Here is a 23,561-nt window from a genome sequence, read left to right as displayed (position 1 = left end):
CCCGACACCATGCTCCCTGCCGAACTCCTGCGCCAGTCCAGAATCGAATCCGTTGCCCAAAGCCTGCGGGAGGACATCGGTGATGGTGACATCACCGCCAGGCTGATTCCGGCCGACAAACTGGCTACCGGCCGGGTGATCACCCGGCAAGCTGCTACCCTGGCCGGCCGGGAATGGGTCGACGAGGTCTTCCGCCAGGTGGATCCTCAGGTGACACTGTTGTGGCAGGCCAATGACAGTGACCGGGTCAGCCCGGACCAGGTCCTGTTCACCATGGAAGGCACCGCCCGCAGCCTGCTCACCGCAGAGCGCACGGCCCTGAACTGGCTTCAGACCCTGTCCGGGGTCGCGACCACCTGTGCGGCCTATGCGGAAAAAGTCGCCCATACCGGGGTGAAACTCCTGGATACCCGCAAAACCCTGCCGGGCCTCCGGCTTGCGGAGAAATACGCGGTCACCTGTGGCGGCTGCCACAACCACCGCATCGGGCTGTGGGATGCGTTCCTGATCAAGGAAAACCACATTGCCGCCTGCGGCTCGATTGCCAAAACCATCGAGGAGGCTCGCCGCATTGCCCCGGGCCGCCCGGTCGAGATTGAAACAGAGAGCCTGGACGAACTCGATCAGGCACTGGCGGCGGGTGCTGACATCATCATGCTCGATGAGTTCTCGCTGGACGACATGCGCACCGCCGTGAAGGTCGCTGCCGGCCGGGCCAGGCTCGAGGCCTCCGGAGGCATCAATGACCGGACCCTCGTGCCCATTGCAGAGACCGGCGTGGATTATATTTCCATCGGTGCGCTGACGAAGGATCTGAAGGCCGTGGATCTGTCCATGCGACTGGACTGACCCGACTCACTTACCGGACAACAGCTTGTCCATTTTCTCCAGTTCCCTGACCAGCCCATGGCCGGATTCCGGCCGGCCACGGAAGTGTTCTTCTGCCATGGGCGCAATACCTGACACCGCTGGCAGAGGGTGATCGTTCTCGATCAGCATTTTCATCCGTTCCACGAACACAAACTGGAGCCACTGGGTGAATTCCATGGTATCCAGGCAAAAAGGCTTCTCGCTCTGGAACGCTTCCTCGGGCGGCGACTCGCTCTCCCAGACCTCCAGCTGCCGAAGTTCGATCTCGATCTGCAGCAGGCTGTCCGCTACCCGGGCAACTTTTTTCTGTTCGTCCGTCATGCAAATACCTAGTCGGTCAGCGGCTCCAACTCCACTGCCTCACCATGCAGGACGCGGAACAAGTCTTCATACTGGCGAGTCAGCGGATGCTTCGGAGCCATGTGAATGAGTGGCTGCCGGCTCTGATGGGATTCCTTCATCTTGACCGAGCTGGACAGCCGGACCGGCAATACCGGCAGGCCTTCCTCGATGAGCTCCAGTACCAGCTTCCGCGGCAGGCTGGCCCGGGGCTGGAACTGGTTGGCAATGATGCCTTCCACCACCAGCTCCTGATTATGATCTTCCTGCAACTCCCTGATTTCATTGAGGATGTTGTAAAGCGCCTGGCGGGAGAAGTCGTCGCAATCGAACGGAATCAGGCAACGCTGGGCTGCAATCAGCGCGGAGCGGGTATAGAAATTCAGCGCCGGAGCCGTATCGACGTAAATCGCATCGAAACTCTCCCCCAGTTTCTTCAGGGCTTCCCGGAGCTTGTAGATTTTGTGCTTGGCTTCGAGTTTGCGCTCCAGGAAGTCCAGTTCGGGACTCGACGGCATCACAAACAGGTTGTCGAACGGCGTCGCGTGTACGAACTCGTCCGGGCGACGGTTGAACACGGTAAAGGCAACCGTTTGCTCCAGCAGGTCTGCCACCGTGTCACGAAGCTCCGCGGCCGGCTTGCCCAACAGGTAGTGGGTCGAATTGCCCTGGGGATCCAGATCGACCACCAGGGTGCGCTTGCCCCGGGCAGCGCTGATAGCCGCCAGATTGCAGGTGATGCTGGACTTGCCCACTCCGCCCTTCTGATTGAATATAACCCGTCTCATGTCGTCCCTCCGTTAACCCGTGATCGATTTGCCATCCTTTTTTACCACTGCCACCTTCACCATCCCATGACCGTTTTGACGAAAGGAATGGTCAGCCGCCTCTGGGCCTGTAATGAATTCTCGTCCAGGACATCAAGCATGGCGAGCAGGTCGCCCAGGCGACGTGGCGCCCGACGCATGATGAAGCTGGCGACATCGTCGCTCATGACCAGGCCACGCTGCTCGGCCCTGGCCTGAAGAATGGTCTGACGATCTTCGTCCCGGTAGATACCGAGCTGCAGGGTCAGTCCGTGAGTGAGTCGTGAAACCAGGTCCGGCAGTTGGAAGCCCAGGGAAGTCGGCACTTCAGAGATGCTGACCATCAACAGGCCACCGCGATCGTGGATACGGTTGTAAAGGTGGAAAACAGCTTCTTCCCAGGCGGCATCACCGGCGATCCGGTCCAGGTCATCGAGGCTGACAAGATCCTGCGTATCAAGACCGGCCAGCGCCTCGGGGCCGAACGCCTCAAGCTCTGCGATACTGACACAGACGGCTGACCAGCCGCGGGCCTCGGCATGGTGACAGGCGGCCTGGAGCAAGTGGCTTCTTCCGGTGTCGGAATCGCCACAAATGACCACCACAGGCACCCCGGCGGGCTGATCGCAGATTGCTTTCAGGCGCCGCGCGGCTTCAATGTTGCGATCACCATGGAAATTATCGAACCGGGCGTCGTCCCGTAACTTGACCCCGAGAACCAGCTGGGAAGCGCTCATGACTGCTTGGCCCTCCAGGCCCGTACACCCCAGACCAGCATGTAATGCCCCCCGCTGATCACGGCCGAAACCGCCACCAGCGGGATACCCGCATCCAGGACCCATGGCTGCATGGGCAAATCTGCAAGCAGGATGATGATGGCCAGCACTACCAGGATCTGGATCAGCGTATTGATCTTACCGAGCACGCTCGGCTCCATTTCATACTGCCCGATGCTGTAATGATAGGCTAGCGCCCCGATGACAATCAGAAGATCACGCCCCAGCACAACCAGAAACAGCCAGACCGGCAACACCGAAGTCAGCGTCAGCATCAGATACGCCGCGATCAGCAGCGCCTTGTCTGCCAGCGGATCCGCGATTGCGCCAACCCGGGAACGCCAGTTGTAATGCCGTGCCAGGAAGCCGTCAAAACCATCAGAAACCGCCGCCACGAAAAAGATCAGCAGGGCAAGCCGATAGTTTTCCATCCAGAGGGCGCCGGCAAAGGGAGCTATCAGCACAATGCGCAGGAACGTCAGCGCATTGGGTATCCATCGCCAGCGTTGCGAATTCACAAGGCTCCCTCCGGTAATGCCTTACTCTTCTCCGGCATTTCCAATGGCTGGTGCTGGTTGCCAGCGGTAGTACAGCAACTGGTAAAGCGACTCGAAGGCCTGTTCCGTACCCTCGGAATCCAGTGGCAGCTCTCCGGACTGAGGCTCGGCTTTTGCCGCCGTTTCGCTGGCTGCATTGTCCAGGGCCCCGGCACCACTCTCAACCCCGACTTCCGGCATGGCTTCAGCTTCTGAAGCGGGATTCGTCTCCGGCTCTGGTTCCGGGCTCTCCGGTTCCGGATCGGGCACATAGGAACCAGCGTCCAGGGGGATAAAGCGGGGGTCCAGTGCAACATACTCCTTGAGCTGGTCCAGTTCGCCGTTGAAGGTGACTCGCAGGGTCAGCTGATCACCTTTGACCCGCGAGGCGCCCACTGCCTGAACCGGCGTGAACCCCTCAATAATCCGGGTTGCCTTGCCGTAATCCTCCACCGACTGGATACCCTGTACCACGATATCAACCTGGGGAAGATCGCCTACTTCGCCGGCGGCTACCGCATAACGACCGGCATACCGGTCTGCCCAGCGGTCAATCACCGCCCGGGCAAGGGCCTGGGGATTTGCCTCGGTGACCACTTCCTCGCCACCGTCCATGGACATGCCGTCAAAGACCCAACCGGCACGCCACTGGCCGCCACTCTGACTGACCCGGACCAACGCCATCACATCATGACTGGTGTCCGGCGCGGAGGAGCGAACGCGGCCGACAAACTGGCCCCAGATCTCGGACAACAACTCCCGGTCTCCCCGGAAGGTCTCGGGGGGAAGTGTCAGCGGAAGCCCCCGCTCGCTGGCCGCCTGCGCAAAAGCCGACTGCCATTGGTCCGCCTCGGCACCTTCTGTGATCAGGCGACGGGAGCCCCTTTCCTCGACCGCGATCCAGGCCAGGGTCAGGGGCCGGTTAGCGCCCCAGACCGGGGCATCGATGGAAGCCAGGGCCAGGTTGACACCAACCGCCCCGAACGACATCTGCAACCGGTTACCACCATCCTCTCCCCGGAGGAACTGGTAAGAAAGCAGCAGGGATTCTGCTTCGGCAAGTACTGACTGAACGCCATCCCGGGCCAGCACGTCCCGGCTTCCGGAGACACGCACCAGCACCCGGCGCAATCCCTCTGCATAACCCTGCTGCAGCTGCGCAGCGGAGGAGTCGTCCACCGGCACCTCGACGGAATAGAGCCCGGAGACTGTTACGGCCTGAGCCGGCGCACCCAGAAAGGCAAAGCCCAATAACAAAACGGCCGCCCGCACGGCAGCCCTGGATACCCGCGCCAAGTATTGTCCTTTTACTGACATGAATCACCCTGGTGTTCGCATGGATGGCGCATAGGATACACCATGGCCTATACAGTGAGTAGCTGTTAAAATCCGCGGCCTGTCCCACTTTTGCCAACGGCCCTATAAACACCATGAGCGAACAGAAGCCCTCCCTGACTTACCGCGACGCCGGCGTTGACATCGACGCGGGCAACGACCTCGTCAACCGGATCAAGGACACCGCCGCCCGCACCCGCCGGCCGGAAGTGCTTGGCGGCCTCGGCGGCTTCGGAGCCATGGTGGCCATCCCCCCTGGCTACAACGAACCGGTGTTGGTCTCCGGCACTGACGGTGTTGGCACCAAGCTACGCCTGGCCATGCAGCTCGAAAAGCACGACACCATCGGTATCGACCTGGTTGCCATGTGCGTCAACGATCTGGTCGTCGGCGGCGCCGAGCCGCTGTTTTTCCTGGATTATTTCGCCACCGGCAAACTGAACGTTGATGTGGCCGCCCAGGTGGTATCCGGCATCGGCGAAGGTTGCGAACAGGCCGGTTGCGCCTTGGTGGGAGGCGAGACCGCCGAGATGCCGGGCATGTACGAGGGCGAAGATTACGATTTGGCAGGATTCTGTGTCGGCGTGGCAGAGCGCAGCGAAATCATTGACGGCAGCCGTGTGCAGGCCGGCGATGTGCTGCTGGCCCTGGGCTCCTCCGGCCCCCATTCCAACGGTTACTCCCTGATCCGCAAGATCCTGGAGGTGAGCAGGGCCGATCTTGACCAGCCCATGGGCGACACCACCCTGGCCAACGCTCTGATGGCCCCGACGCGGATCTACGTCAAGAACCTGCTGCAGCTGATCCGAGAAGTGGATGTCCGCGCCCTGTCCCACATTACCGGGGGTGGCCTGCCCGAGAACATCCCCAGGGTACTGCCAAACGGCAGCATCGCTGCCATTGATACCGAGAGTTGGAAACTGCCTGCGGTATTCCAGTGGCTGAAAGATGCCGGCGGCGTTGCGATCGAGGAAATGTATCGCACCTTCAATTGTGGCATCGGCATGATTGTCTGCGTGCCAGCCAACCAGAAAGACCTGGCGCTGGATACTCTCAATGCCATGGGTGAGAAGGCCTGGCAGGTCGGCGTAATCGAAAGCGGCGATGATGTGGAAGCCGATGCGGTGGTTCGTTACGCACCGGGGCTGCTGTCAGCATGAAGGCAGAACAGGCCCCACTGCCCAGAATCCTCGTCCTTGTTTCCGGCAGCGGCACCAACCTGCAGGCGCTGATTGATGCCAGTCGGGAACGCGACTTTCCCGGCCAGATCACCGCCGTTGGCTCCAACCGCCCCGGGGTCTTTGCCCTGGAGCGGGCGGCCCAGGCCAACATCGAAACCTTTGTGATCGATCACAAGAGATTCGAAAGCCGGGAGGAGTTTGATGCCGCGCTGATGGCTGAGATTCGCCGCCACAACCCCGACCTCATTGTCCTGGCAGGCTTCATGCGGATCCTGACCACGGACTTTGTGCGGGCCTTCCGGGGCAAGATGCTCAATATCCATCCATCCCTGCTGCCCAAATACACTGGCCTCAACACCCATCAGCGTGCCATTGAAGCGGGCGACACCCTGCATGGGGTTTCGATTCATTTCGTGACGGAAGAACTGGATGGCGGCCCGGTGATTGCCCAGGCGGAAGTTCAGGTGGCCCCGGACGACGCCCCGAAATCCCTGGCAGAGAAAGTACAGGAGAAGGAACACATACTGTATCCGATCGTGGTTCGCTGGTTCTGCGAGGGTCGCATCCAACTGGGCAGCGACTACATCCTGTTCGACGGCGAAATCCTGAAAGCCCCGATGCGGCTGCCCGACAACTGAACAGATTGTCATCCTCACGCCGTCCGGGAGCAGCTACACTGTCGCTGACTTTGACAGTTTGAAGGCTTGGCTCATGCGCATGTCAGGATTATTCAGAAGACACGGCAGATCCCCTGCATTCCGGCGGCTGGCCATGCTGGCGTTCCTGTTATTGCCCATTACCGCTGCGGCACGGGAACCGGCGCCCGAGCTGATCCCCTCCCGGGTAAGCTACACCGCCACGATGGACAAGGGCCTAGAGATCAACGGCACCGCTATACGTAGCCTAACCTCCCAAGGCAATGGAATCTGGCTGTACCGCACGGATGTCGACTCGTTCATCGGGGACATCGACGAATCACTGATCCTGAAATGGGAAAACGGCCGGGTGATCCCCCTGCGTTACCGCTACCGCCTCTCCGGCGTTTTTATCAGGGACCGGGAACAGTCCATCGACTTTGACTGGACCCAGGGAATCGCAACCGGCAGCTACCGGGATAGGGGTTTTCAACTGCCATTGAAGGAAGGTGCACTGGACCCGCTCGGCTACCAGCTTCAGCTTCGCCAGGACATCAAGGCGGGCGAGCGGGAAATGAGCTACCAGGTCATCGACGGCAACAACTATGACGAGGAGAAGTTTGCCGTCATCGACGAAGAGCAGGTCTCGACCAACGGCGACACCATCACCCTTCTGAAAGCAGAAAAGGTTCGAGGTGAGAATGCCCGCCGCCAGACTCTGATGTGGTTCGATCCACAACAGGATTTTCTGCTGTCACGCCTGCTGCAGATTGAACCCGACGGCAGCCGTTATGAATTGCGCCTGAAGGATGCAGAATTGGGTAATTAAGCTTTCTTTTCGACCTCTGCCCACACGGCTTTCACTTCGTCCGCGATGATTCGGAGGCCTTCAGCCACACGCTCATCGTCCTGGGAATAGGTCACCCGCAGGCACTCGTGGCGGTGGCGCCAGCCATCCTCCGGCAATCCCGGGAAGAAGTAGTGCCCGGATACCACCAACACTCCCCTGCCCTTCAGTCGCTGGTATAGCTCCAGACTGGAGATGGGCAGGTCCGGGAACCAAAACCACAAGAACATGGCGCCTTCGGGTTTGTGGATGTACCAGCGGCAGCTGTCCTCGCCCATGGCGTCCCGGAAGACGGCCACCGCCTTTTCCATCTTGGCCTTGTAGAAGGGGCAGACCACATCCCGGCTCAGGGACAGAATCTCCCCGGATCGCACCAGCGGCTCTGCCAGCATGGCACCGAAACTCCCGGTGGCCAGGTTCAGGATCGCATTGATCCCGGACAATGCCTTGATGATCGGCTCGGCGGCGATGACGATACCGGTACGTGCGGCCGGCAGGCCCAGCTTGGAGAGACTCAGGCAGAGTATCATCTGCTCGTTCCAGGTGGGATGCGCATCCACGAAGAGCAAACTCGGGAACGGTGTGCCGTAGGCGCCGTCGACAATCAGGGGAATGTCGTGCTGCCTGGCCATCACTTCCAACCGGGCCAGCTCCCCGTCGGTGATGACGTTGCCGGTGGGGTTGGTCGGACGGGAGACGCAAATTGCCCCGGTCTCGCCGGTGACCTCCACCGCATCAAAGTCCACATGGTATTTGAATTCATGGGCATCGGTGAAAGAGATATCCGGCTGCACGGCCCGGAATAGTTCCGGCTCGATGCCTGCGTCGGCGTAACCGATATACTCCGGCGCCAGGGGCAGCAGTATGTGTTTGCGGTGGCCGTCACCGTAATCGCCGCCAAACATGTTGAACAACATGAAGAAGGCGGCCTGGCTGCCGTTGGTCAGGGCAATGTTTTCGGGTTTGAGGCCCCAGCCATACTCCCGGTTCAGCAGGTCCGCCAGCGAGGCGATAAATTGCTTCTCGCCCTGGGGCGGATCGTAGACACCCACCAAGCGGCGGACGTCGTCCTCATTCCGGCTCATATCCCCGAGAATTTCCTGCACCCGTTGCTGGATTTCGGGAATATGCCCGGGATTCCCTCCGCCCATCATGATCATGTCATCCCCTGACGCCATGGCATTTCCCAGATCATCCATCAGGGAAGTGATGCCGGCATCGGCGGTGAATTTGCGACCAAAAGCAGAGAGTTTCATGGCGCTATCCAATCAGGGCTGACAAACAGGTTTAACATCAAGTGTAGCGCGGACAGCCGGTTTATTTAGCTGTCCAGGGCAATTCCGAGATTGCTGACACCGTCGTTGACGGCTTCCGCCCTCAACTCGGCGATAAAGGACTCCTTGGGTACCCGCTGGCGTTTCAGTGCAAGCACCAGATCCCGCTGGAACATCTTGTCTTCTTTCATCAGAGGGTGATGATCGAGCAGGCGAACCAGCTCATCTTCCGGCAGATCTTCGCCTTCGGACATCTCGATGAAGTTCATCACCGTTGCGGTGGCCACCTGGGAGGCCTCGGTTGCCCGATGCTTGTTGGGGTTCAGGCGGTTGAGCAACGCCTGCTCCAGTAACTGACAGAAGTCGAAGGCCGGGTAGACGCCATAGGCGTCGTAGTCGTCCACGTTGGGCGACAGGGTTTCGAGTTTGCTGAGTAACTGTGGAATGGCGGCTTCGCTGGCCTCTTTCTGGAGCATGTCCCACCCCAGATCCAGCAGCTGGCGCATCTTGGCGCCCGTTTTCAGACCAACGGCGTCGGCGAACAGGGCGTAATTTGGAAACGAACGTTCAGCGAGGGCCAGCAGGAAGGCGCATTCACGCCATCCCTGCAGTTGTGCGACGGCTTTGAGAAACTGGTTGGCGTTCATGTCCTGGGCAGGGTCACGCCGGTCTGGCCGAGATATTTGCCGCCCCGGTCTTTGTAGCTTGTTTCACAGACTTCGTCGGATTCGAAGAAGAGCATCTGGGCGACGCCTTCGTTGGCATAGATCTTGGCCGGGAGGTTGGTGGTGTTGGAAAATTCCAGGGTCACCTGACCTTCCCACTCGGGTTCCAGCGGGGTGACGTTGACGATGATGCCGCAGCGGGCGTAGGTGCTCTTGCCCAGGCAGATGGTGAGTACGTTGCGCGGGATGCGGAAGTACTCGACGGTGCGGGCCAGGGCGAAGGAGTTCGGTGGAATGATGCAGACGTCACCGGTGTAGTTGACGAAGCTGTTGTCGTCGAAGTTCTTCGGATCCACTGTCGCGCTGTGGACGTTGGTGAAGATTTTGAATTCGTTGCTGCAGCGGACGTCGTAACCGTAGCTGGAGGTTCCGTAGGAGATGACACGGCCTTTTTCGGTTTCGCGAACCTGTCCATGTTCGAACGGTTCGATCATGCCGTGTTGTTCGGACATCCGGCGGATCCACTTGTCGGATTTGATGCTCATTGGTGAAATCTCGTTTCCACTGGAAAAATTGAGGCGTAGTTTACCTGTTCCCTTGGGGTCTGTCGAAGGCTCATGGGCTTATCTCAGGACTGCTTGTTTGGGGGCTGCGAGGCCTGGGGCTGCTGTCCAAAACACGCTACAAGCACATCCCTGTGCGCTTGTTTCGGGCCGTCCCTGGCCCTCAACAGTTTTGGACAGCAGCCCCAGGCCTCGCGATCGAGCCTTTCGGAATTCGCCCACTAAAGCCGGCTTAGTGTTCGGTTACGGAAACACTTGAGATTGAGCCGGACAGGTTGCGCTCCCGGGTGGACAGTTCTGCCCCAACCCGGCGAGCTATGTCACGATAACGGCGCGCCACTTCGGAATCCGGCTCTGCGACGACAGAGGGAGTGCCGCCGTCGGTCTGTTCCCGGATGGTCATGTGCAGTGGCAACTGGCCTAACAGGGTGGTGTCGTACTCCTCGGCGATGCGTTCGCCACCACCGTGGCCGAACAGGGATTCTTCGTGGCCGCAGTTGCTGCAGATGTGGACGCTCATGTTTTCGACCACGCCCAGGACCGGGATGTCGACTTTGCGGAACATTTCGATGCCTTTTTTGGCGTCCAACAAGGCGATGTCCTGGGGGGTGGTGACGATGACGGCGCCGGTGACCGGGACTTTCTGGGCCAGGGTTAGCTGGATGTCGCCCGTGCCCGGGGGCATGTCGATGATGAGGTAGTCGAGTTCGTTCCAGAGGGTCTGTTGCAACAGCTGCATGACGGCGCCGCTGACCATGGGCCCGCGCCAGACCATGGGGGTTTTCTCGGTGACGACGAAGGCCATGGAGTTGGCTTGCAGGCCGTGGGCTTCCATGGGGACGAAGTATTTGTTTTCTCTCGTATCCGGGCGTTTGCCTTCGGGGACGCCGAGCATCATGCCGATGCTGGGGCCGTAGATGTCGGCGTCGAGGATGCCGACTCTGGCGCCTTCGGCCTGCAATGCCAGGGCGAGGTTGACGGCGGTGGTGGATTTTCCCACGCCGCCTTTGCCGGAGGCCACGGCGATGATGTTCTTGACGCCGGGGACGGACGGGATGTCTTTCTGGACTTTGTAGGAGTGGATCTTCTGGCCGACGTGGACGTCGGCGCTGTCAACGCCGTCGACGTTTTCCAGGGCATTGGTGACGATCTGTTTGAGCGCTCCGGCAATGCCTTTGGACGGGTATGGCAACTCGACCATGAGGGTGACTTTGCCGCTGTCGTCGGCGGCCAGTTTTTTGACGGCGCCGAGTTCGTACAGGTCCTTTTCAAGGTAAGGGTCCCGGTATTCGCGGACAGCGGCTTCGAGGGCCTGCTGGGAAATCTGGGTCATCGGGTTCTCCGGAATAAGCTCATGAACACGGAAACGGGCGTTTCAGGTGAAAAATTACTGCTTGGAAGGTATCATCTGTGCCCGTTTCTGACCATATGGGGTCTTTACCTGGAGCAATCAATTCGGGATCTGTGCCAGGACCCTGTTTTTGTCTTTCCAACCCTTACCAACAGAAGGTTCGGACATCACCATGACGCAAGCGAGCAAGCATCAGCGCAACATTCTGGTTACCAGCGCCCTGCCCTATGCCAACGGGCCGATCCACCTGGGTCACCTGCTGGAGTATATTCAGACCGATATCTGGGTGCGCTACCAGAACATGCGTGGCCACAACTGCTACTACGTTTGCGCCGACGATGCCCATGGCACCGCGATCATGCTGCGGGCCGAGCGTGAAGGCATTACTCCGAAGCAACTGATCGACCGGATCAGCCAGGAGCACCAGGAAGATTTTGCCGGCTTTCATATCCGCTTTGACAACTACTACTCCACCCATTCGGAGGAGAACCGTTACTTCTCCGAGTACATCTACCGCCAGCTGCAGGAAAACGGGCACATCGCCACCCGGAAGATCACCCAGTTCTTCGATCCGGAGAAGGAGATGTTTCTGGCGGACCGTTTCATCAAGGGCACCTGCCCGAAATGCAAGGCGGAAGATCAGTATGGCGACAATTGTGAGGCCTGTGGCGCCACCTATACGCCGGCGGAGCTGATCAATCCGCGCTCTGCAGTGTCCGGTGCCACACCGGTGGAGAAGCAATCCGAACACTATTTCTTCAAGCTTCCGGATTTCCATGACTTCCTGGCCAAGTGGACCCGTAGCGGCACCCTGCAGCCGCAGGTGGCCAACAAGCTGGCTGAGTGGCTGGATGCCGGCCTGCAGGAGTGGGACATCAGCCGTGATGCGCCCTACTTCGGTTTCGAGATTCCCGATGCGCCGGGCAAGTATTTCTATGTCTGGCTGGATGCACCCATCGGCTACCTGGCCAGCTTCAAGAACCTGTGCAACCGCGAAGGCATCGACTTTGAACACTTCTGGAAAGCGGATTCCGAGGCCGAGGTATATCACTTCATCGGCAAGGACATCATCAATTTCCACGCCCTGTTCTGGCCGTCCATGCTGCACGATGCCGGTTTCCGGACGCCGACCGCAGTCTGGGCCCACGGCTTTGTGACCGTCAACGGCAAGAAGATGTCCAAGTCCCGCGGCACCTTCATCATGGCGCGTACCTACCTGGATCACCTGGACCCGGAGTACCTGCGCTACTACTTCGCGGCCAAGCTCACCGGCAGCGTCGATGACATGGACCTGAACCTGGAAGACTTCGCAGCGCGGGTGAATTCGGACCTGGTGGGCAAGGTGGTGAACATCGCCAGCCGCAGCGCCGGTTTTATCACCAAGCGCTTTGACGGTCAGCTGGGCAAGGTGACCGAGCATGAAAAGCTGAAGGACTTCATCGAGGCGGGCAAAGAGATCGAGGAGTTCTTCGAGGCCCGTGAATTCGGCCGCGCCATGCGCCGGATCATGGAGCTGGCGGATATCGCCAACCAGTATGTGAACGACGAGCAGCCCTGGGTCATCGCCAAGCAGGAAGGCCAGGACGACAACCTGCAGGCAATCTGCACCAATGCCATCAACATGTTCCGGATCCTGATGACCTACCTGGCACCGGTGCTGCCGAAGACAGCCGAGGCCTCCGAGGCGTTCCTGAATGCCAGGCTGGACTGGAACAACCGTGCGGAACTGCTGGAAAACCACGGTATCAACAAGTTCAAGCCCCTGATGAACCGCGTGGACATGGCCCAGATCGAGAAGATGCTGGATACCTCCAAAGAGGAACTGCCTGCAGCGACTGGTCAGCCGGAACCTGCTGCCAATCTGGAGCCGATCGCCGATGAGATAGAATTCGGTGATTTCGCGACAGTGGACCTTCGGGTCGTTAAAATTGTCAAAGCAGAGCATGTTGAGGGTGCCGACAAGCTACTTCGCCTGACTCTTGACGTGGGACATGGCGAACGCAACGTGTTCGCTGGTATCAAGTCCGCCTACAAGCCGGAGGAACTGGAAGGCCGCATGACCGTGATGGTGGCCAACCTGAAGCCGAGGAAAATGAAGTTCGGCATGTCCGAGGGCATGGTTCTGGCCGCCGGTCCGGGTGGCAAGGATATTTTCATCCTGTCGCCGGACTCCGGTGCGACCCCGGGCATGCGGGTAATGTAAGGCAGCGCGAGGAAGAGCAGCTCCGATGACAGAGTATTTACTGATACTGGTCAGCACCATTCTGGTGAATAATTTCGTACTGGTTCAGTTCCTGGGCCTGTGCCCGTTCATGGGTGTGTCCGGGAAGCTGGAGACCGCCATGGGCATGTCTCTGGCCACCACCTTTGTGCTGACCCTGTCATCGGTATGCAGTTACCTGGCTTACACCTACCTGCTGGCGCCGCTGGATCTGGCATTCCTGAAGACCATCACCTTTATCCTGGTGATTGCAGTGGTGGTCCAGTTCACCGAGATGGTGGTTCGCAAGACCAGCCCGCTGCTCTACCGGGTTTTGGGCATCTTCCTGCCCCTGATCACCACGAACTGCGCTGTTCTCGGCGTGGCACTTCTTAACCTTAATAAAAACAACAACTTCGTTGAGTCTGTCCTGTACGGGTTCGGTGCAGCGGCCGGTTTCTCCATGGTACTGGTGCTGTTTGCCGCCATGCGCGAGCGTATCGCGGTGGCCGATGTTCCGGTTGCCTTCCGGGGAGCCGCCATTGGTATGGTAACCGCAGGGCTGATGTCGCTGGCATTTTTGGGCTTCACTGGCCTGGTCACTGTCTGACGGAGCATTTGTTGTTATGTGGACGGGCATTCTGATCGCCGTTGCTGTGCTGTTGGCCCTGGCCGTGGTTTTTGGCGGTCTGCTGGGCTTTGCCTCCGAACGGTTCAAGGTTGAGGGCAACCCTCTGGTCGACCAGATCGACGCCCTGCTGCCACAGACCCAGTGTGGCCAGTGCGGCTTCCCGGGTTGCCGCCCGTACGCCGAAGCCATCGCCCAGGGCGAAGCCATCAACAAGTGCCCTCCGGGCGGCGAAAGTACCATCAAGGCCCTCGCCGACCTGCTGGACGTCGAACCCCAGCCCCTGGATGCCGAACACGGCGTCGAGCAGGCCAAGCGCGTCGCGGTCATCCGTGAGGATGAATGCATCGGCTGTACCAAGTGCATCCAGGCCTGCCCGGTGGATGCCATCCTGGGCGCAGCAAAACACATGCACACGGTGATCGAGAGCGAGTGCACCGGTTGCGACCTGTGCGTCGAGCCGTGTCCGGTTGACTGTATCGACATGGTCACCCTCGAACCGGACATCCGCACCTGGACCTGGACACCGCCGAGTTCCGGAATCATTGCCACCGACCGCCAGGGAGCCAACGCCTGATGACTCAATTGTGGGATTTCTCCGGCGGCATCCATCCGGCCGAGAACAAGCAACAGTCCACCTCCCGACCGATCCGGACAGCCGGGTTGCCCGAACGCCTGGTCCTGCCGCTGCAGCAACATATCGGTGATCCTGCAGAACCACTGGTGGAAGTCGGTGAACGGGTGCTGAAGGGACAGAAGATTGCCGATGTCACCATCGGCATGGGCGTTCCGGTTCACGCCCCCACGTCCGGGGTGATAGAGAGTATTGCCAAAATGCCGGTGCCACACCCTTCGGGGCTGGATGACTGGTGCATCACCCTCAAACCTGACGGTGAGGATCAATGGCGGGAACGGAATCCGATGTCCGATTACCGTAGGCTGGAGAGGGAGACGGTGCTGGGAATCATCCATGAGGCCGGCATTTCCGGCATGGGCGGCGCCGGCTTCCCCACCGACATCAAGCTCCGTCCACCCAAGGACCGCAAGGTGGACACCCTGATTCTCAACGGTGCCGAGTGCGAGCCCTACATCACCGCCGATGACATGACCATGCGGGAGAAAGCGGCCGAAGTGGTTGCCGGCCTGAAGGTAATGGCCTGGATCCTGCGCCCGGAGCGTTGCGTGATCGGCATCGAGGACAACAAGCCCGAGGCCATCGAAGCCATGCAAAAGGCCTGTGAAGGCACCCAGATCGAAATTGCGGTGATCCCGACCAGGTACCCGTCCGGCGGTGAAAAACAGCTGATCCGGGTACTGACCGGGCTGGAAGTCCCCAGTGCCGGAATCCCGGCCGATATCGGCGTCATGTGCCAGAACATCGGCACCGCCGTTGCGATCTCCCGGGCGGTCTTTGAAGACAGCCCGCTGATCTCCCGGATCGTCACCATTACCGGAGACGCGCTCCGGGAGCCGGGCACGTTCGAGGCGCTGATCGGCACACCGATCGACTACCTGCTTGAACGGGCAGAGCTGGAGCCGCAGAAGGTCAACCGCCTGGTACTGGGCGGCCCCATGATGGGGTACACACTTACCACCACGGCGGTTCCGGTGACCAAGACCACCAACTGCGTGATCGCCGCCACCGAGGCCGAATTGCCCGCGCCGCCGCCGGAACAGCCATGCATCCGCTGCGGCCAGTGTGTGGAAGTGTGCCCCATGGAACTGTTACCCCAGCAGTTGTTCTGGTATTCGAAATCCGGCGAATTCGAGAAGGCGGAACACCTGAATCTGTTCGATTGCATCGAATGCGGTGCCTGTTCCTACGTGTGCCCGAGCGCCATTCCCCTGGTGCAGTATTACCGTTACGCCAAGGGCGAAATCCGTGTCCAGCGGGCGGAGCAGATCAAGGCCGACCGCGCCCGGGAGCGCTTCGAGGCCCGCCAGGTACGACTGGAGCGGGAGCAGCAGGAAAAGGAGCTGCGTCGTAAGGAGCGTGCGAAAGCCGCTGCCGAAGCCCAGGCGAAGAAACAGGCAGAGGCTGAAAAGGCCGCCGAGGCTGGTGAGGCGGTTGACGATCGTGCCGCCAAGGCGGCGCTTGTGCAGCAGGCCCTGGAACGCAAGAAGGCCAAAGCCGCCAAGGCCAGTCCGGAAGCCAGTGCGCAGACAGCCACCAGCGACGCTAAGCCGGACATCGAGGCCCTGAAAAAACAGTTGAGTCAGGCCAAATCAAAACTGGACACCATGCAGAGCATGCTGGATGACGCCAAGTCTCAGCAGGCCGACAACGTCGACAAGCTAGAGCGCGCGGTGGCAAAAAATCATGATCGAGTGCAACGTGCCCAGCAGGCCCTGGCGGACGCCCGCGAGGGCCTGGCCAGCACCACCGAATCCCAGACATCCGATTAACCGAGCCCAGGCCCATTCTCCATGGCATTTGTTCAGCAATCATCGCCCCACGCCCGCAACGCCCGACCGACGTCCCGGGTCATGCTCTGGGTCATCATCGCGGCATTGCCCGGGATGATTGCCCAGACTGTCTTCTTCGGCTGGGGCAACCTGATTAACGTGGTCTGGTGTATTGCCGTCGCCCTCGCCTCAGAGGCGGCTTTCCTGAAACTGCGCGGCAAACCCGTGGCGTTTTTCCTGAAGGACAATACCGCAGCCGTTACTGGCATGTTGCTGGGTCTCTCTCTGCCTCAGTTTGCCCCCTGGTGGGTGTCCGCTATTGCCGTGATCACCGCCATCATTATCGCCAAGCAACTCTACGGTGGCCTGGGTTCCAATCCCTTCAATCCTGCCATGGTCGGCTATGCCTTGGTGCTGATTTCATTCCCTGTCGCCATGACCACCAACTGGGCCGAGGCTGCCATGCTGTTCCAGGGCGCGCCCGAATTCGGTGAAACCCTGGCCCGGATTTTCTCGGCTTCCCAGACAGCCGTCGACGGCTGGACCATGGCAACACCGCTGGGTGAGTACAAACACAAGATTGCCTCCCATACGGCCACCGAAGTGCTGAACCACCCCACGTTCGGCGACGGCATCGCCCGAGGCTGGGAATGGGTCAATGTTGCCTTCCTGGCCGGCGGCCTCGTGCTGATTTTCCTGCGCATTATCACCTGGCATATTCCTGCAGCTTTTCTTGGCGGGCTGGTGATCATGAGCGTGGCCTTCGGCGCCAATGCCGACCAGTACGCGCCGCTGTCCCTGCACCTGCTGGCGGGCGGTACCATGCTGGGTGCCTTCTTTATCGCAACCGATCCCGTATCAGCAGCAACCAGCCACCAGGGCAAGCTGATCTACGGGGTGGGCATTGGCGTCCTGGTCTACATCATTCGGTCCTGGGGTAACTTCCCGGATGCAGTAGCGTTCAGCGTCTTGCTGATGAATTTTGCCGTGCCTTTTATCGATTACTACACGCCACCGCGTGCTTATGGCCACCACAAGGCCCGGCGCGGTTTGCCTGGCAAAAATCAGGGGTAAGACATGGCTGCACTGGCACAATCCATTCGACGCAGCGCCATCGGCCTGGGCCTCTTTGCCATCATCACCGGCGGATCCATCGCGGTGACCCAGGCCCTGACCGAGGAGCGCATCCAGGAAGAGGCGGCACGGGCAGAGGCCCGAGCTCTGTTTGAAATCATTCCGGAATCGCAGCATGACAACGACCTGCTGAACGATACGGTCCAGTTACCGGCCAGTGATCGGATTGCCATCAAAGGACAGGTGACCGTCTGGGTAGCGCGGAGAAACGGCGAACCAACGGGCTTCATCATGCCCGCAGTGGCCCCTGACGGGTACTCCGGCGACATTCGGCTATTGGTCGGCATCGACCTCCAGGGCACGGTGCTTGGCGTGCGAGTGGTAAGCCACAAGGAGACACCGGGACTCGGTGACCGGATCGAGACCAAGAAATCCGACTGGATTTACAGTTTCCAGGGCCGATCCCTCGATAACCCGGAACCCCGCAACTGGAACGTCAAGAAAAACGGCGGTGTGTTCGACCAGTTCACTGGCGCAACCATCACCCCCCGTGCGGTGGTCAAGGCGGTCCAGAAGTCTCTGGTATACTTCCGCCAGAATCGACGGGAAATCCTGAACCGACTTGAGGAGACGCCCTGATCATGGCAAGCAAGACCTCCGCAGAGATCATCCGCGACGGGCTGTGGAACAACAACCCGGCACTTGTTCAGGTCTTGGGTTTGTGCCCGCTGCTGGCGGTGACCAGTACCGTGGTCAATGCCATTGGCCTCGGCCTGGCCACGCTGATGGTGCTCATGGGTTCGAACCTGGCGGTATCGCTGATTCGCAACTTCGTGGGGGAGTCCGTTCGGTTGCCGGCGTTTGTGATGATCATTGCCTCGTTCGTCACCTGTGCTGAGTTGCTGATGCAGGCCTTCACTTACGAGCTTTACCAGATTCTGGGCATCTTCATTCCCCTGATCGTCACCAATTGCACGATTCTGGGGCGAGCAGACGCCTTTGCCTCCAAGAACAGCCCGGGACCGGCGGTGCTGGATGGCACCATGATGGGCCTTGGATTTCTGGCGGTGCTGATTGTTCTGGGGGGAATGCGCGAGCTGATCGGCCAGGGCACCCTGTTTGCCGATATGAATCTGCTGTTGGGACCCATGGCCACCGACTGGGTGGTTCGCCCGTTTGAAAACTATCCGGACATGCTGTTCATGGTGCTGCCTCCCGGCGCTTTTGTCGGGCTGGGTCTGCTGATCGCCCTGAAGAACGGCATCGATAGTCAACTCGAGGCCAGGCGCAAGGCCGCAGCGCCGGAACCCGCCACCAGTGGCAGCAAGCGTGTCCGCGTCACGGGCAATGTTTCCTGAACCCATACCAGAGCAGTATTGCTGACGGATGAACAAGCAAAAACGTATCGAAATCTTTACCCGGCTGCGGGATGCCAACCCCAACCCGACCACGGAGCTGAACTACTCGTCGCCGTTCGAGTTACTGATTGCCGTGATTCTCTCGGCCCAGGCTACGGACGTGGGAGTCAACAAGGCCACCGACAAGCTGTTTCCGGTGGCAAACACACCGGAAGCGATTCTGGCGCTCGGGGTGGACGGACTCAAGGAATACATCAAGACCATTGGCCTGTTCAACAGCAAGGCCGAAAACGTCATCAAGACCTGCAGGATCCTGATCGAAAAGCATGGCGGCCGGGTCCCGGAAAAGCGTGAGGATCTCGAAGCCCTGCCCGGTGTCGGGCGAAAGACCGCCAACGTGGTGCTCAACACCGCTTTCGGTCACATGGCCATGGCCGTGGATACCCATATTTTCCGGGTATCGAACCGCACCGGCATTGCACCGGGGAAAAACGTCCTGGAAGTGGAAAAGCGCCTGTTGCGCCTGGTACCGAAGGAATTCCTTCTGGATGCCCACCATTGGCTCATCCTCCACGGCCGTTACACCTGCACCGCCCGCAAGCCCAAGTGTGGCGCCTGCATCATCGAGGATCTGTGCGAGTTCAAACAGAAGCGGGACTACCTCTGATCCCCCGCTCCGGAAACAAAAGAGCCGACGCTCCCTGGCAGGTGCGCCGGCTTCCCGATGCGTTCGCAGCGGCTGAGGATCAGCGCTGACCCAGCATCCGCTCTTTCAGGTTTTCCTGGGCCGGCTTATCGGACAGCCAGATTCCGAACAGCGCCTTCTTGAACGCCAGATCACCCACGGTATCCCGCACTTCGCCGTTCTTCAGGACCCGCACGCCCTCACGCGGCAAGTAGACCAGATCAAACACATCGCCTTCCTTGATCTCTTCCTGGAATACAGCCATGAACTGGTCGATGTCATCCTGGACCGCTGCCATGTTGCCGTCGGTAGAGGCCTTGAAGCCCTCAAGAGTCGCCTCGGTCATACGTTCGCTGGTAATCATCCCCGAGATAATGTGCAGGGTAATGGCCTGGGGCTCGTCGGCATTGATCACCGCCTCGCCGTCGCTGATACTTTCCGGAACGTACAGACCACCCACATAGAGGTCCATGAACCATTTGGAGCGGGTACCGGCGCCGTTGAGCTTCAGTTCGGTGCCCATGGCCTGATAGGTCTCGGGAACATCAACGCCTTCAACGGTCAGAGCCGAGGCAGTGGCTGATAACATTGCTGTGAGAATCAGGGATGCAAATCCTGATGAGAGAGCCTTCTTCATAGTCCTTTCCTTTTCCATCGTTATTATTCAATGCGTTTTCATTCGTCACCGGGGCTCGACACCCTATCCTGCCCGGTCAACGCATTCTAACAACGACCCCGGGCAGCAGAGCGCCACCTGGTTCTCATTTGCGAGGCATGAAAACAGAAAAGCCGGCCAAGGTCATTGGCCGGCTTTTCGATTACTGGGGTCAGTGGAACTTACTGGAACAGCAGATTACCGGAAAGGCCTTCCTTTTCCAGGATTTCCCGCAGGCGGCGAAGCGCTTCCACCTGGATCTGACGTACCCGCTCGCGGGTCAGCCCGATTTCCTGGCCAACCTCCTCGAGGGTACTCACCGGATAGCCCCGGAGACCAAAACGGCGGGAAAGCACTTCCTGCTGCTTATCGCTGAGCTGGTCAATCCACTTCTCGAGGCAGGAACACATGTTGTTATCCTGCAACAGGTCCGCTGGATCCGAAGCACCTTCGTCTGCCACGGTATCGAGCAGGGATTTCTCACCTCCGGCACCGATCGGGGTGTCCATGGAGGCAACCCGTTCATTGAGGCCCAGCAGGCGCTTCACGTCCGACGCCGGCTTATCGACCATCTGAGCGATCTCTTCCGCAGAAGGCTCATGATCCAGTTTCTGGGTCAGCTCACGGGCCGCACGCAGATAGAGGTTGAGTTCCTTGACCACATGAATCGGCAGACGGATAGTCCGGGTCTGGTTCATGATGGCCCGCTCGATGGTCTGGCGAATCCACCAGGTCGCATAGGTGGAGAACCGGAAGCCACGCTCCGGATCAAACTTCTCGACCGCACGAATCAGGCCCAGGTTGCCCTCTTCAATCAGATCAAGCAGGGTCAGACCGCGATTGACGTACCGGCGGGCGATCTTGACCACCAGGCGCAGGTTGCTTTCAATCATGCGTTTACGCCCTGATTCCTCGCCTTTACGGGCGAGACGGGCGAAGTAGACTTCCTCTTCCGGCGTCAGGAGGGGTGAAAAACCGATTTCGTTGAGATAGAGCTGGGTTGCGTCCAGCTGCTTCTGGCTGGTGAAGTACCGTCCCTGAGTGGAAATTTCCTCTTCATCGGCGCTATCCGCCGACTCTTTTTGAACTTTGTCTTCTGCTAGCACCTGATCCTCGGAATCATCCAGATCCTCGACACGATCAACAATAATATCTTCTTGCTCTGCTGACATGTTTCTTGCCCCGCCTCTCAATAATCCTGTGGAAGGTCCGATACTTCTTCTAATCCCGGACTCTGCTTCATAAGTCTTCGTTTTATTCAGGACATTTTTGTATGGCCAAATCCGGCCGGATCATTCTTGTTATTTTGCCGTATGCGGTTTCTGTCAGTGCCGGGGTTCAGGGTTGCAACAGCGATCCTGGCTGCTTGCGTGAGGGCTAGCGGGGTGGCAGGTAATGGAGTGGATCGACGGGGTTGCCATTCTTCCGGATTTCAAAATGCAACATGGGTCGTTCCGCACCGCTGCTTCCGAGCTCTGCGATCACCTGTCCGGCGTTAACGTCCTCCCCTTCCTGCACCAGAATCTTCCGGTTGTGGGCGTAAGCACTCAAATAGTGCTCATTATGATTCACGATAATGAGGTTGCCGTAACCAAGCAACCCGTTACCGGCATAGACCACGTTTCCACTGGCCGCCGCTTTCACAGCATCACCGGCTTTTCCGGCGATATCAATACCTTTATTGACTTTTCCGGATGTTGAATATCGTGCAATTACGGTGCCAGCGTTCGGCCAGCGCCAGCTGACGCTGGCTACGGTTTGCGAGCGTTGATCCAGGGAGTCACCGGGTGCTGCAGGCCTGGTAACTTTCGGTCTGGGCGCCGATTTAGGCGTCGGCGCGGGCGGCGTAACCCTGGACGGAACCGCGGCAACCCTCTGCGTCTGACTATTCTGGCCAGAAGATGTGACAGTTCCGCGAAGGTCCAGGCGCAGCACCTGGCCGGGTTTGATCGTCCAGGGAGGCTCCATACCGTTGGCGCTGCCCAGCTCCCGGTAGTCACGGCCATATTGCCAGGCAATCCGGTAGAGGGTTTCACCGGGCTGAACGACGTGTCGTCCCCAGTACACGGGGGGGTTGTAGAGATCGTCCTGATAGATCGCCGAAGTGTTGCAGGCCGTGAGCGCAACGACACCCAGCGCGACCAGGAGCATTTTCAGGAAACGAGGCTGGGGCATGGCACCTGGCTGGAACCGCGGGAAGGCCGACCGTGCGGCATTGACGAGCCCACGCAAAAATCTCACAGGAATAAAACTGCCCCAGTTATGAAAAATCCGTCTAAAAAGACCGAAGGATCAATCCAGATTCTAAAGTTTTTATAGTAACTCGCTAATTTATTGCATATTTTCAGAGGCAATCCAAGTTACGTGCTGGTCGCCTTTGTTACCTTGAGGAACACTGATTCTGTGCGTCAGGTAACACTTTTCGATTCCCGACCCATTCAATTGCCAGCACCAGAAACAACCCGACCAGTGCCATAAACAATGCCATGAGCACCTGCGGATCCTGTCCGGTCAGCTGCTCAAAGGTCGCCGGACCAATACTGGTCTCGTTAAAAGGTACCTGCTCGCCCGCACTGTTGGTGCGCCAGCTGAGAACCTCTTTCCAGGGCCAGACCTTGTTCAGTGCCCCGATCATGAAACCGGTCAGCAGCGCCAGCACCATGTCGTGAAAACGATGGAATGCCCAGGTGATCAGCCGCGCGATCGACAGCAGCCCGACCAGGCACCCGGCCATGAACAACGCCAGAACCCCGAGGTCCGCCGCCTTGATGGCTGCCAGAACCGGCGCGTACATACCGATAATCACCAGGATGAAGCTCCCGGAAATACCGGGAAGGATCATGGCGCAAATCGCCAGGGCGCCGGAACCAAAAAATACCAGTGCCGACGGAGAAAGCTGGCCGCCGGACAGCGTCGTAACCCACCAGGCTACGGCAATGCCCGCAATCAACGGCACCAACAGGGAGACGCGATAGCGGCGAACCTGCCGGCCCACATGCCAGACGGACGCCACGACCAACCCGAAGAAAAAGCTCCAGATCAGGATCGGATAGTTGGCCAGGGCAAAGCTGATGGCTGAGGAAAGGGTCACAATACTGGACAGGATACCCGCCAGCAGGCACAGCAGAAACGTTCCGTCACAGGCAGACCAGAACGCCCGGAGCCGCCCCTTGCGCAAGTCACGGAAAATAGCGACCGGAACGGCATTGATGGCTTCCAGCAAGCGGAAATAGATGCCGGTGATGAAAGCGATGGTACCGCCGGAAACACCCGGAACAATATCGGCTGCCCCCATGGCCACGCCACGGAGGAATACAGCAGCCGGGTGCTGATTTCTCTGGACTTCAGGAATAATTTCGTTCGATCCGCCACTTGCT

At 59.3% G+C, this 23,561-nt stretch carries 25 protein-coding genes; 12 read left to right on the top strand and 13 right to left on the bottom strand.

Annotated elements, in window-relative coordinates:
- Positions 1-9: 9 nt before the first annotated feature.
- Positions 10-849, top strand: coding sequence for a carboxylating nicotinate-nucleotide diphosphorylase (gene nadC, locus R6W86_RS13485; RefSeq protein ID WP_410329883.1), 840 nt, complete (start codon positions 10-12; stop codon positions 847-849).
- A 6-nt stretch (positions 850-855) separates the two neighbouring features.
- Here nadC and R6W86_RS13480 read toward each other — a convergent pair whose 3' ends face one another.
- From R6W86_RS13480 to R6W86_RS13460, 5 genes are read right to left on the bottom strand one after another with little or no spacing between them, the layout of a single operon-like run.
- Positions 856-1,191, bottom strand: coding sequence for a YqcC family protein (locus tag R6W86_RS13480; RefSeq protein ID WP_410329882.1), 336 nt, complete (start codon positions 1,189-1,191; stop codon positions 856-858).
- Positions 1,192-1,199: 8 nt separating this feature from the next.
- Entirely contained in the window at positions 1,200-1,997 is a 798-nt protein-coding gene (locus R6W86_RS13475) for a ParA family protein (RefSeq protein ID WP_410329881.1), read from the bottom strand.
- Positions 1,998-2,053: 56 nt separating this feature from the next.
- On the bottom strand, positions 2,054-2,752 hold the full coding sequence (gene hda, locus R6W86_RS13470) for a DnaA regulatory inactivator Hda (protein WP_410329880.1): 699 nt from the start codon (positions 2,750-2,752) through the stop codon (positions 2,054-2,056).
- On the bottom strand, positions 2,749-3,309 hold the full coding sequence (locus R6W86_RS13465) for a CDP-alcohol phosphatidyltransferase family protein (RefSeq protein ID WP_410329879.1): 561 nt from the start codon (positions 3,307-3,309) through the stop codon (positions 2,749-2,751). The genes hda and R6W86_RS13465 overlap by 4 nt, the downstream gene beginning before the upstream one ends.
- A gap of 21 nt (positions 3,310-3,330) precedes the next feature.
- A complete protein-coding gene (locus tag R6W86_RS13460) occupies positions 3,331-4,644 on the bottom strand; it encodes a DUF2066 domain-containing protein (protein ID WP_410329878.1) in 1,314 nt (437 codons plus the stop codon).
- 113 nt (positions 4,645-4,757) lie between these two features.
- Between R6W86_RS13460 and purM the strand changes: the two genes are divergently transcribed.
- The 3 genes from purM (at position 4,758) to R6W86_RS13445 (ending at position 7,307) form a co-directional block, all read left to right on the top strand.
- Complete coding sequence (purM, locus tag R6W86_RS13455) at positions 4,758-5,822, top strand: phosphoribosylformylglycinamidine cyclo-ligase (RefSeq protein WP_410329877.1); 1,065 nt, start codon at positions 4,758-4,760, stop codon at positions 5,820-5,822.
- A complete protein-coding gene (gene purN, locus R6W86_RS13450; protein WP_410329876.1) occupies positions 5,819-6,481 on the top strand; it encodes a phosphoribosylglycinamide formyltransferase in 663 nt (220 codons plus the stop codon). Before purM ends, purN begins: the two co-directional genes overlap by 4 nt.
- Before the next feature lie 133 nt (positions 6,482-6,614).
- Positions 6,615-7,307, top strand: coding sequence for a DUF3108 domain-containing protein (locus R6W86_RS13445; protein ID WP_410329875.1), 693 nt, complete (start codon positions 6,615-6,617; stop codon positions 7,305-7,307).
- Here R6W86_RS13445 and R6W86_RS13440 read toward each other — a convergent pair.
- The 4 genes from R6W86_RS13440 to apbC all read right to left on the bottom strand — a co-directional run bounded on the left by R6W86_RS13440 (position 7,304) and on the right by apbC (position 11,160).
- Positions 7,304-8,581: a valine--pyruvate transaminase gene (locus tag R6W86_RS13440; protein WP_410329874.1), complete on the bottom strand. Its 1,278-nt coding sequence runs from the start codon at positions 8,579-8,581 to the stop codon at positions 7,304-7,306. The genes R6W86_RS13445 and R6W86_RS13440 overlap by 4 nt on opposite strands.
- Positions 8,582-8,646: 65 nt before the next feature.
- On the bottom strand, positions 8,647-9,246 hold the full coding sequence (locus R6W86_RS13435; protein ID WP_410329873.1) for a YjaG family protein: 600 nt from the start codon (positions 9,244-9,246) through the stop codon (positions 8,647-8,649).
- Positions 9,243-9,809 (bottom strand): dCTP deaminase, encoded by a 567-nt coding sequence (dcd, locus tag R6W86_RS13430; RefSeq protein WP_092002980.1) that lies wholly within the window; start codon positions 9,807-9,809, stop codon positions 9,243-9,245. Before dcd ends, R6W86_RS13435 begins: the two co-directional genes overlap by 4 nt.
- 250 nt (positions 9,810-10,059) lie before the next feature.
- Positions 10,060-11,160, bottom strand: a complete 1,101-nt coding sequence (apbC, locus tag R6W86_RS13425) for an iron-sulfur cluster carrier protein ApbC (RefSeq protein ID WP_410329872.1) — start codon at positions 11,158-11,160, stop codon at positions 10,060-10,062.
- A gap of 190 nt (positions 11,161-11,350) precedes the next feature.
- Here apbC and metG point away from each other — a divergent pair, with 190 nt between their 5' ends.
- Genes metG through nth form a run of 8 tightly spaced genes read left to right on the top strand, consistent with a single transcriptional unit; the run spans position 11,351 to position 19,511 of the window.
- On the top strand, positions 11,351-13,381 hold the full coding sequence (gene metG / locus R6W86_RS13420; RefSeq protein WP_410329871.1) for a methionine--tRNA ligase: 2,031 nt from the start codon (positions 11,351-11,353) through the stop codon (positions 13,379-13,381).
- A gap of 25 nt (positions 13,382-13,406) precedes the next feature.
- Complete coding sequence (gene rsxA, locus R6W86_RS13415) at positions 13,407-13,988, top strand: electron transport complex subunit RsxA (RefSeq protein ID WP_092002993.1); 582 nt, start codon at positions 13,407-13,409, stop codon at positions 13,986-13,988.
- Positions 13,989-14,004: 16 nt separating this feature from the next.
- A complete protein-coding gene (rsxB, locus tag R6W86_RS13410; RefSeq protein WP_410329870.1) occupies positions 14,005-14,583 on the top strand; it encodes an electron transport complex subunit RsxB in 579 nt (192 codons plus the stop codon).
- Positions 14,583-16,412, top strand: coding sequence for an electron transport complex subunit RsxC (gene rsxC, locus R6W86_RS13405; RefSeq protein WP_410329869.1), 1,830 nt, complete (start codon positions 14,583-14,585; stop codon positions 16,410-16,412). Before rsxB ends, rsxC begins: the two co-directional genes overlap by 1 nt.
- A 21-nt stretch (positions 16,413-16,433) precedes the next feature.
- A complete protein-coding gene (gene rsxD, locus R6W86_RS13400; RefSeq protein ID WP_410329868.1) occupies positions 16,434-17,486 on the top strand; it encodes an electron transport complex subunit RsxD in 1,053 nt (350 codons plus the stop codon).
- Between the two features lie 3 nt (positions 17,487-17,489).
- Positions 17,490-18,125, top strand: a complete 636-nt coding sequence (rsxG, locus tag R6W86_RS13395) for an electron transport complex subunit RsxG (RefSeq protein WP_410329867.1) — start codon at positions 17,490-17,492, stop codon at positions 18,123-18,125.
- A 2-nt stretch (positions 18,126-18,127) separates the two neighbouring features.
- Complete coding sequence (locus R6W86_RS13390) at positions 18,128-18,844, top strand: electron transport complex subunit E (RefSeq protein ID WP_410329866.1); 717 nt, start codon at positions 18,128-18,130, stop codon at positions 18,842-18,844.
- A gap of 28 nt (positions 18,845-18,872) precedes the next feature.
- Positions 18,873-19,511, top strand: a complete 639-nt coding sequence (nth, locus tag R6W86_RS13385) for an endonuclease III (protein ID WP_113862198.1) — start codon at positions 18,873-18,875, stop codon at positions 19,509-19,511.
- 79 nt (positions 19,512-19,590) lie between these two features.
- Here the strand turns inward: nth and R6W86_RS13380 are convergent, their stop codons facing one another.
- From R6W86_RS13380 to R6W86_RS13365, 4 genes are all read right to left on the bottom strand, one after another.
- Positions 19,591-20,166: a chalcone isomerase family protein gene (locus R6W86_RS13380; RefSeq protein WP_410329865.1), complete on the bottom strand. Its 576-nt coding sequence runs from the start codon at positions 20,164-20,166 to the stop codon at positions 19,591-19,593.
- Between the two features lie 200 nt (positions 20,167-20,366).
- Positions 20,367-21,356: an RNA polymerase sigma factor RpoS gene (gene rpoS, locus R6W86_RS13375; protein ID WP_410329864.1), complete on the bottom strand. Its 990-nt coding sequence runs from the start codon at positions 21,354-21,356 to the stop codon at positions 20,367-20,369.
- A gap of 205 nt (positions 21,357-21,561) precedes the next feature.
- A complete protein-coding gene (locus R6W86_RS13370) occupies positions 21,562-22,359 on the bottom strand; it encodes a peptidoglycan DD-metalloendopeptidase family protein (protein ID WP_410329863.1) in 798 nt (265 codons plus the stop codon).
- Between the two features lie 205 nt (positions 22,360-22,564).
- Complete coding sequence (locus tag R6W86_RS13365) at positions 22,565-23,479, bottom strand: DUF368 domain-containing protein (protein WP_410329924.1); 915 nt, start codon at positions 23,477-23,479, stop codon at positions 22,565-22,567.
- Positions 23,480-23,561 lie beyond the last annotated feature (82 nt).

The organism is Marinobacter sp. (assembly GCF_046484525.1).
Classification (GTDB): domain Bacteria; phylum Pseudomonadota; class Gammaproteobacteria; order Pseudomonadales; family Oleiphilaceae; genus Marinobacter.
This window is presented reverse-complemented; position numbering and strand designations above follow the sequence as displayed.

Excerpts from the sequence above, each read along its gene's own strand:
- nth (WP_113862198.1), top strand. The coding sequence starts at position 18,873 with ATGAACAAGCAAAAACGTATCGAAATCTTTACCCGGCTGCGGGATGCC.
- hda (WP_410329880.1), bottom strand. The coding sequence starts at position 2,752 with ATGAGCGCTTCCCAGCTGGTTCTCGGGGTCAAGTTACGGGACGACGCC.
- R6W86_RS13380 (WP_410329865.1), bottom strand. The coding sequence starts at position 20,166 with ATGAAGAAGGCTCTCTCATCAGGATTTGCATCCCTGATTCTCACAGCA.
- dcd (WP_092002980.1), bottom strand. The coding sequence starts at position 9,809 with ATGAGCATCAAATCCGACAAGTGGATCCGCCGGATGTCCGAACAACAC.
- R6W86_RS13480 (WP_410329882.1), bottom strand. The coding sequence starts at position 1,191 with ATGACGGACGAACAGAAAAAAGTTGCCCGGGTAGCGGACAGCCTGCTG.
- R6W86_RS13475 (WP_410329881.1), bottom strand. The coding sequence starts at position 1,997 with ATGAGACGGGTTATATTCAATCAGAAGGGCGGAGTGGGCAAGTCCAGC.
- metG (WP_410329871.1), top strand. The coding sequence starts at position 11,351 with ATGACGCAAGCGAGCAAGCATCAGCGCAACATTCTGGTTACCAGCGCC.
- R6W86_RS13460 (WP_410329878.1), bottom strand. The coding sequence starts at position 4,644 with ATGTCAGTAAAAGGACAATACTTGGCGCGGGTATCCAGGGCTGCCGTG.
- rpoS (WP_410329864.1), bottom strand. The coding sequence starts at position 21,356 with ATGTCAGCAGAGCAAGAAGATATTATTGTTGATCGTGTCGAGGATCTG.
- rsxG (WP_410329867.1), top strand. The coding sequence starts at position 17,490 with ATGGCTGCACTGGCACAATCCATTCGACGCAGCGCCATCGGCCTGGGC.
- nadC (WP_410329883.1), top strand. The coding sequence starts at position 10 with ATGCTCCCTGCCGAACTCCTGCGCCAGTCCAGAATCGAATCCGTTGCC.
- R6W86_RS13445 (WP_410329875.1), top strand. The coding sequence starts at position 6,615 with ATGCTGGCGTTCCTGTTATTGCCCATTACCGCTGCGGCACGGGAACCG.
- rsxA (WP_092002993.1), top strand. The coding sequence starts at position 13,407 with ATGACAGAGTATTTACTGATACTGGTCAGCACCATTCTGGTGAATAAT.
- purN (WP_410329876.1), top strand. The coding sequence starts at position 5,819 with ATGAAGGCAGAACAGGCCCCACTGCCCAGAATCCTCGTCCTTGTTTCC.
- rsxC (WP_410329869.1), top strand. The coding sequence starts at position 14,583 with ATGACTCAATTGTGGGATTTCTCCGGCGGCATCCATCCGGCCGAGAAC.
- purM (WP_410329877.1), top strand. The coding sequence starts at position 4,758 with ATGAGCGAACAGAAGCCCTCCCTGACTTACCGCGACGCCGGCGTTGAC.
- R6W86_RS13440 (WP_410329874.1), bottom strand. The coding sequence starts at position 8,581 with ATGAAACTCTCTGCTTTTGGTCGCAAATTCACCGCCGATGCCGGCATC.
- R6W86_RS13370 (WP_410329863.1), bottom strand. The coding sequence starts at position 22,359 with ATGCCCCAGCCTCGTTTCCTGAAAATGCTCCTGGTCGCGCTGGGTGTC.
- apbC (WP_410329872.1), bottom strand. The coding sequence starts at position 11,160 with ATGACCCAGATTTCCCAGCAGGCCCTCGAAGCCGCTGTCCGCGAATAC.
- R6W86_RS13390 (WP_410329866.1), top strand. The coding sequence starts at position 18,128 with ATGGCAAGCAAGACCTCCGCAGAGATCATCCGCGACGGGCTGTGGAAC.
- R6W86_RS13365 (WP_410329924.1), bottom strand. The coding sequence starts at position 23,479 with ATGGGGGCAGCCGATATTGTTCCGGGTGTTTCCGGCGGTACCATCGCT.
- rsxB (WP_410329870.1), top strand. The coding sequence starts at position 14,005 with ATGTGGACGGGCATTCTGATCGCCGTTGCTGTGCTGTTGGCCCTGGCC.
- rsxD (WP_410329868.1), top strand. The coding sequence starts at position 16,434 with ATGGCATTTGTTCAGCAATCATCGCCCCACGCCCGCAACGCCCGACCG.
- R6W86_RS13435 (WP_410329873.1), bottom strand. The coding sequence starts at position 9,246 with ATGAACGCCAACCAGTTTCTCAAAGCCGTCGCACAACTGCAGGGATGG.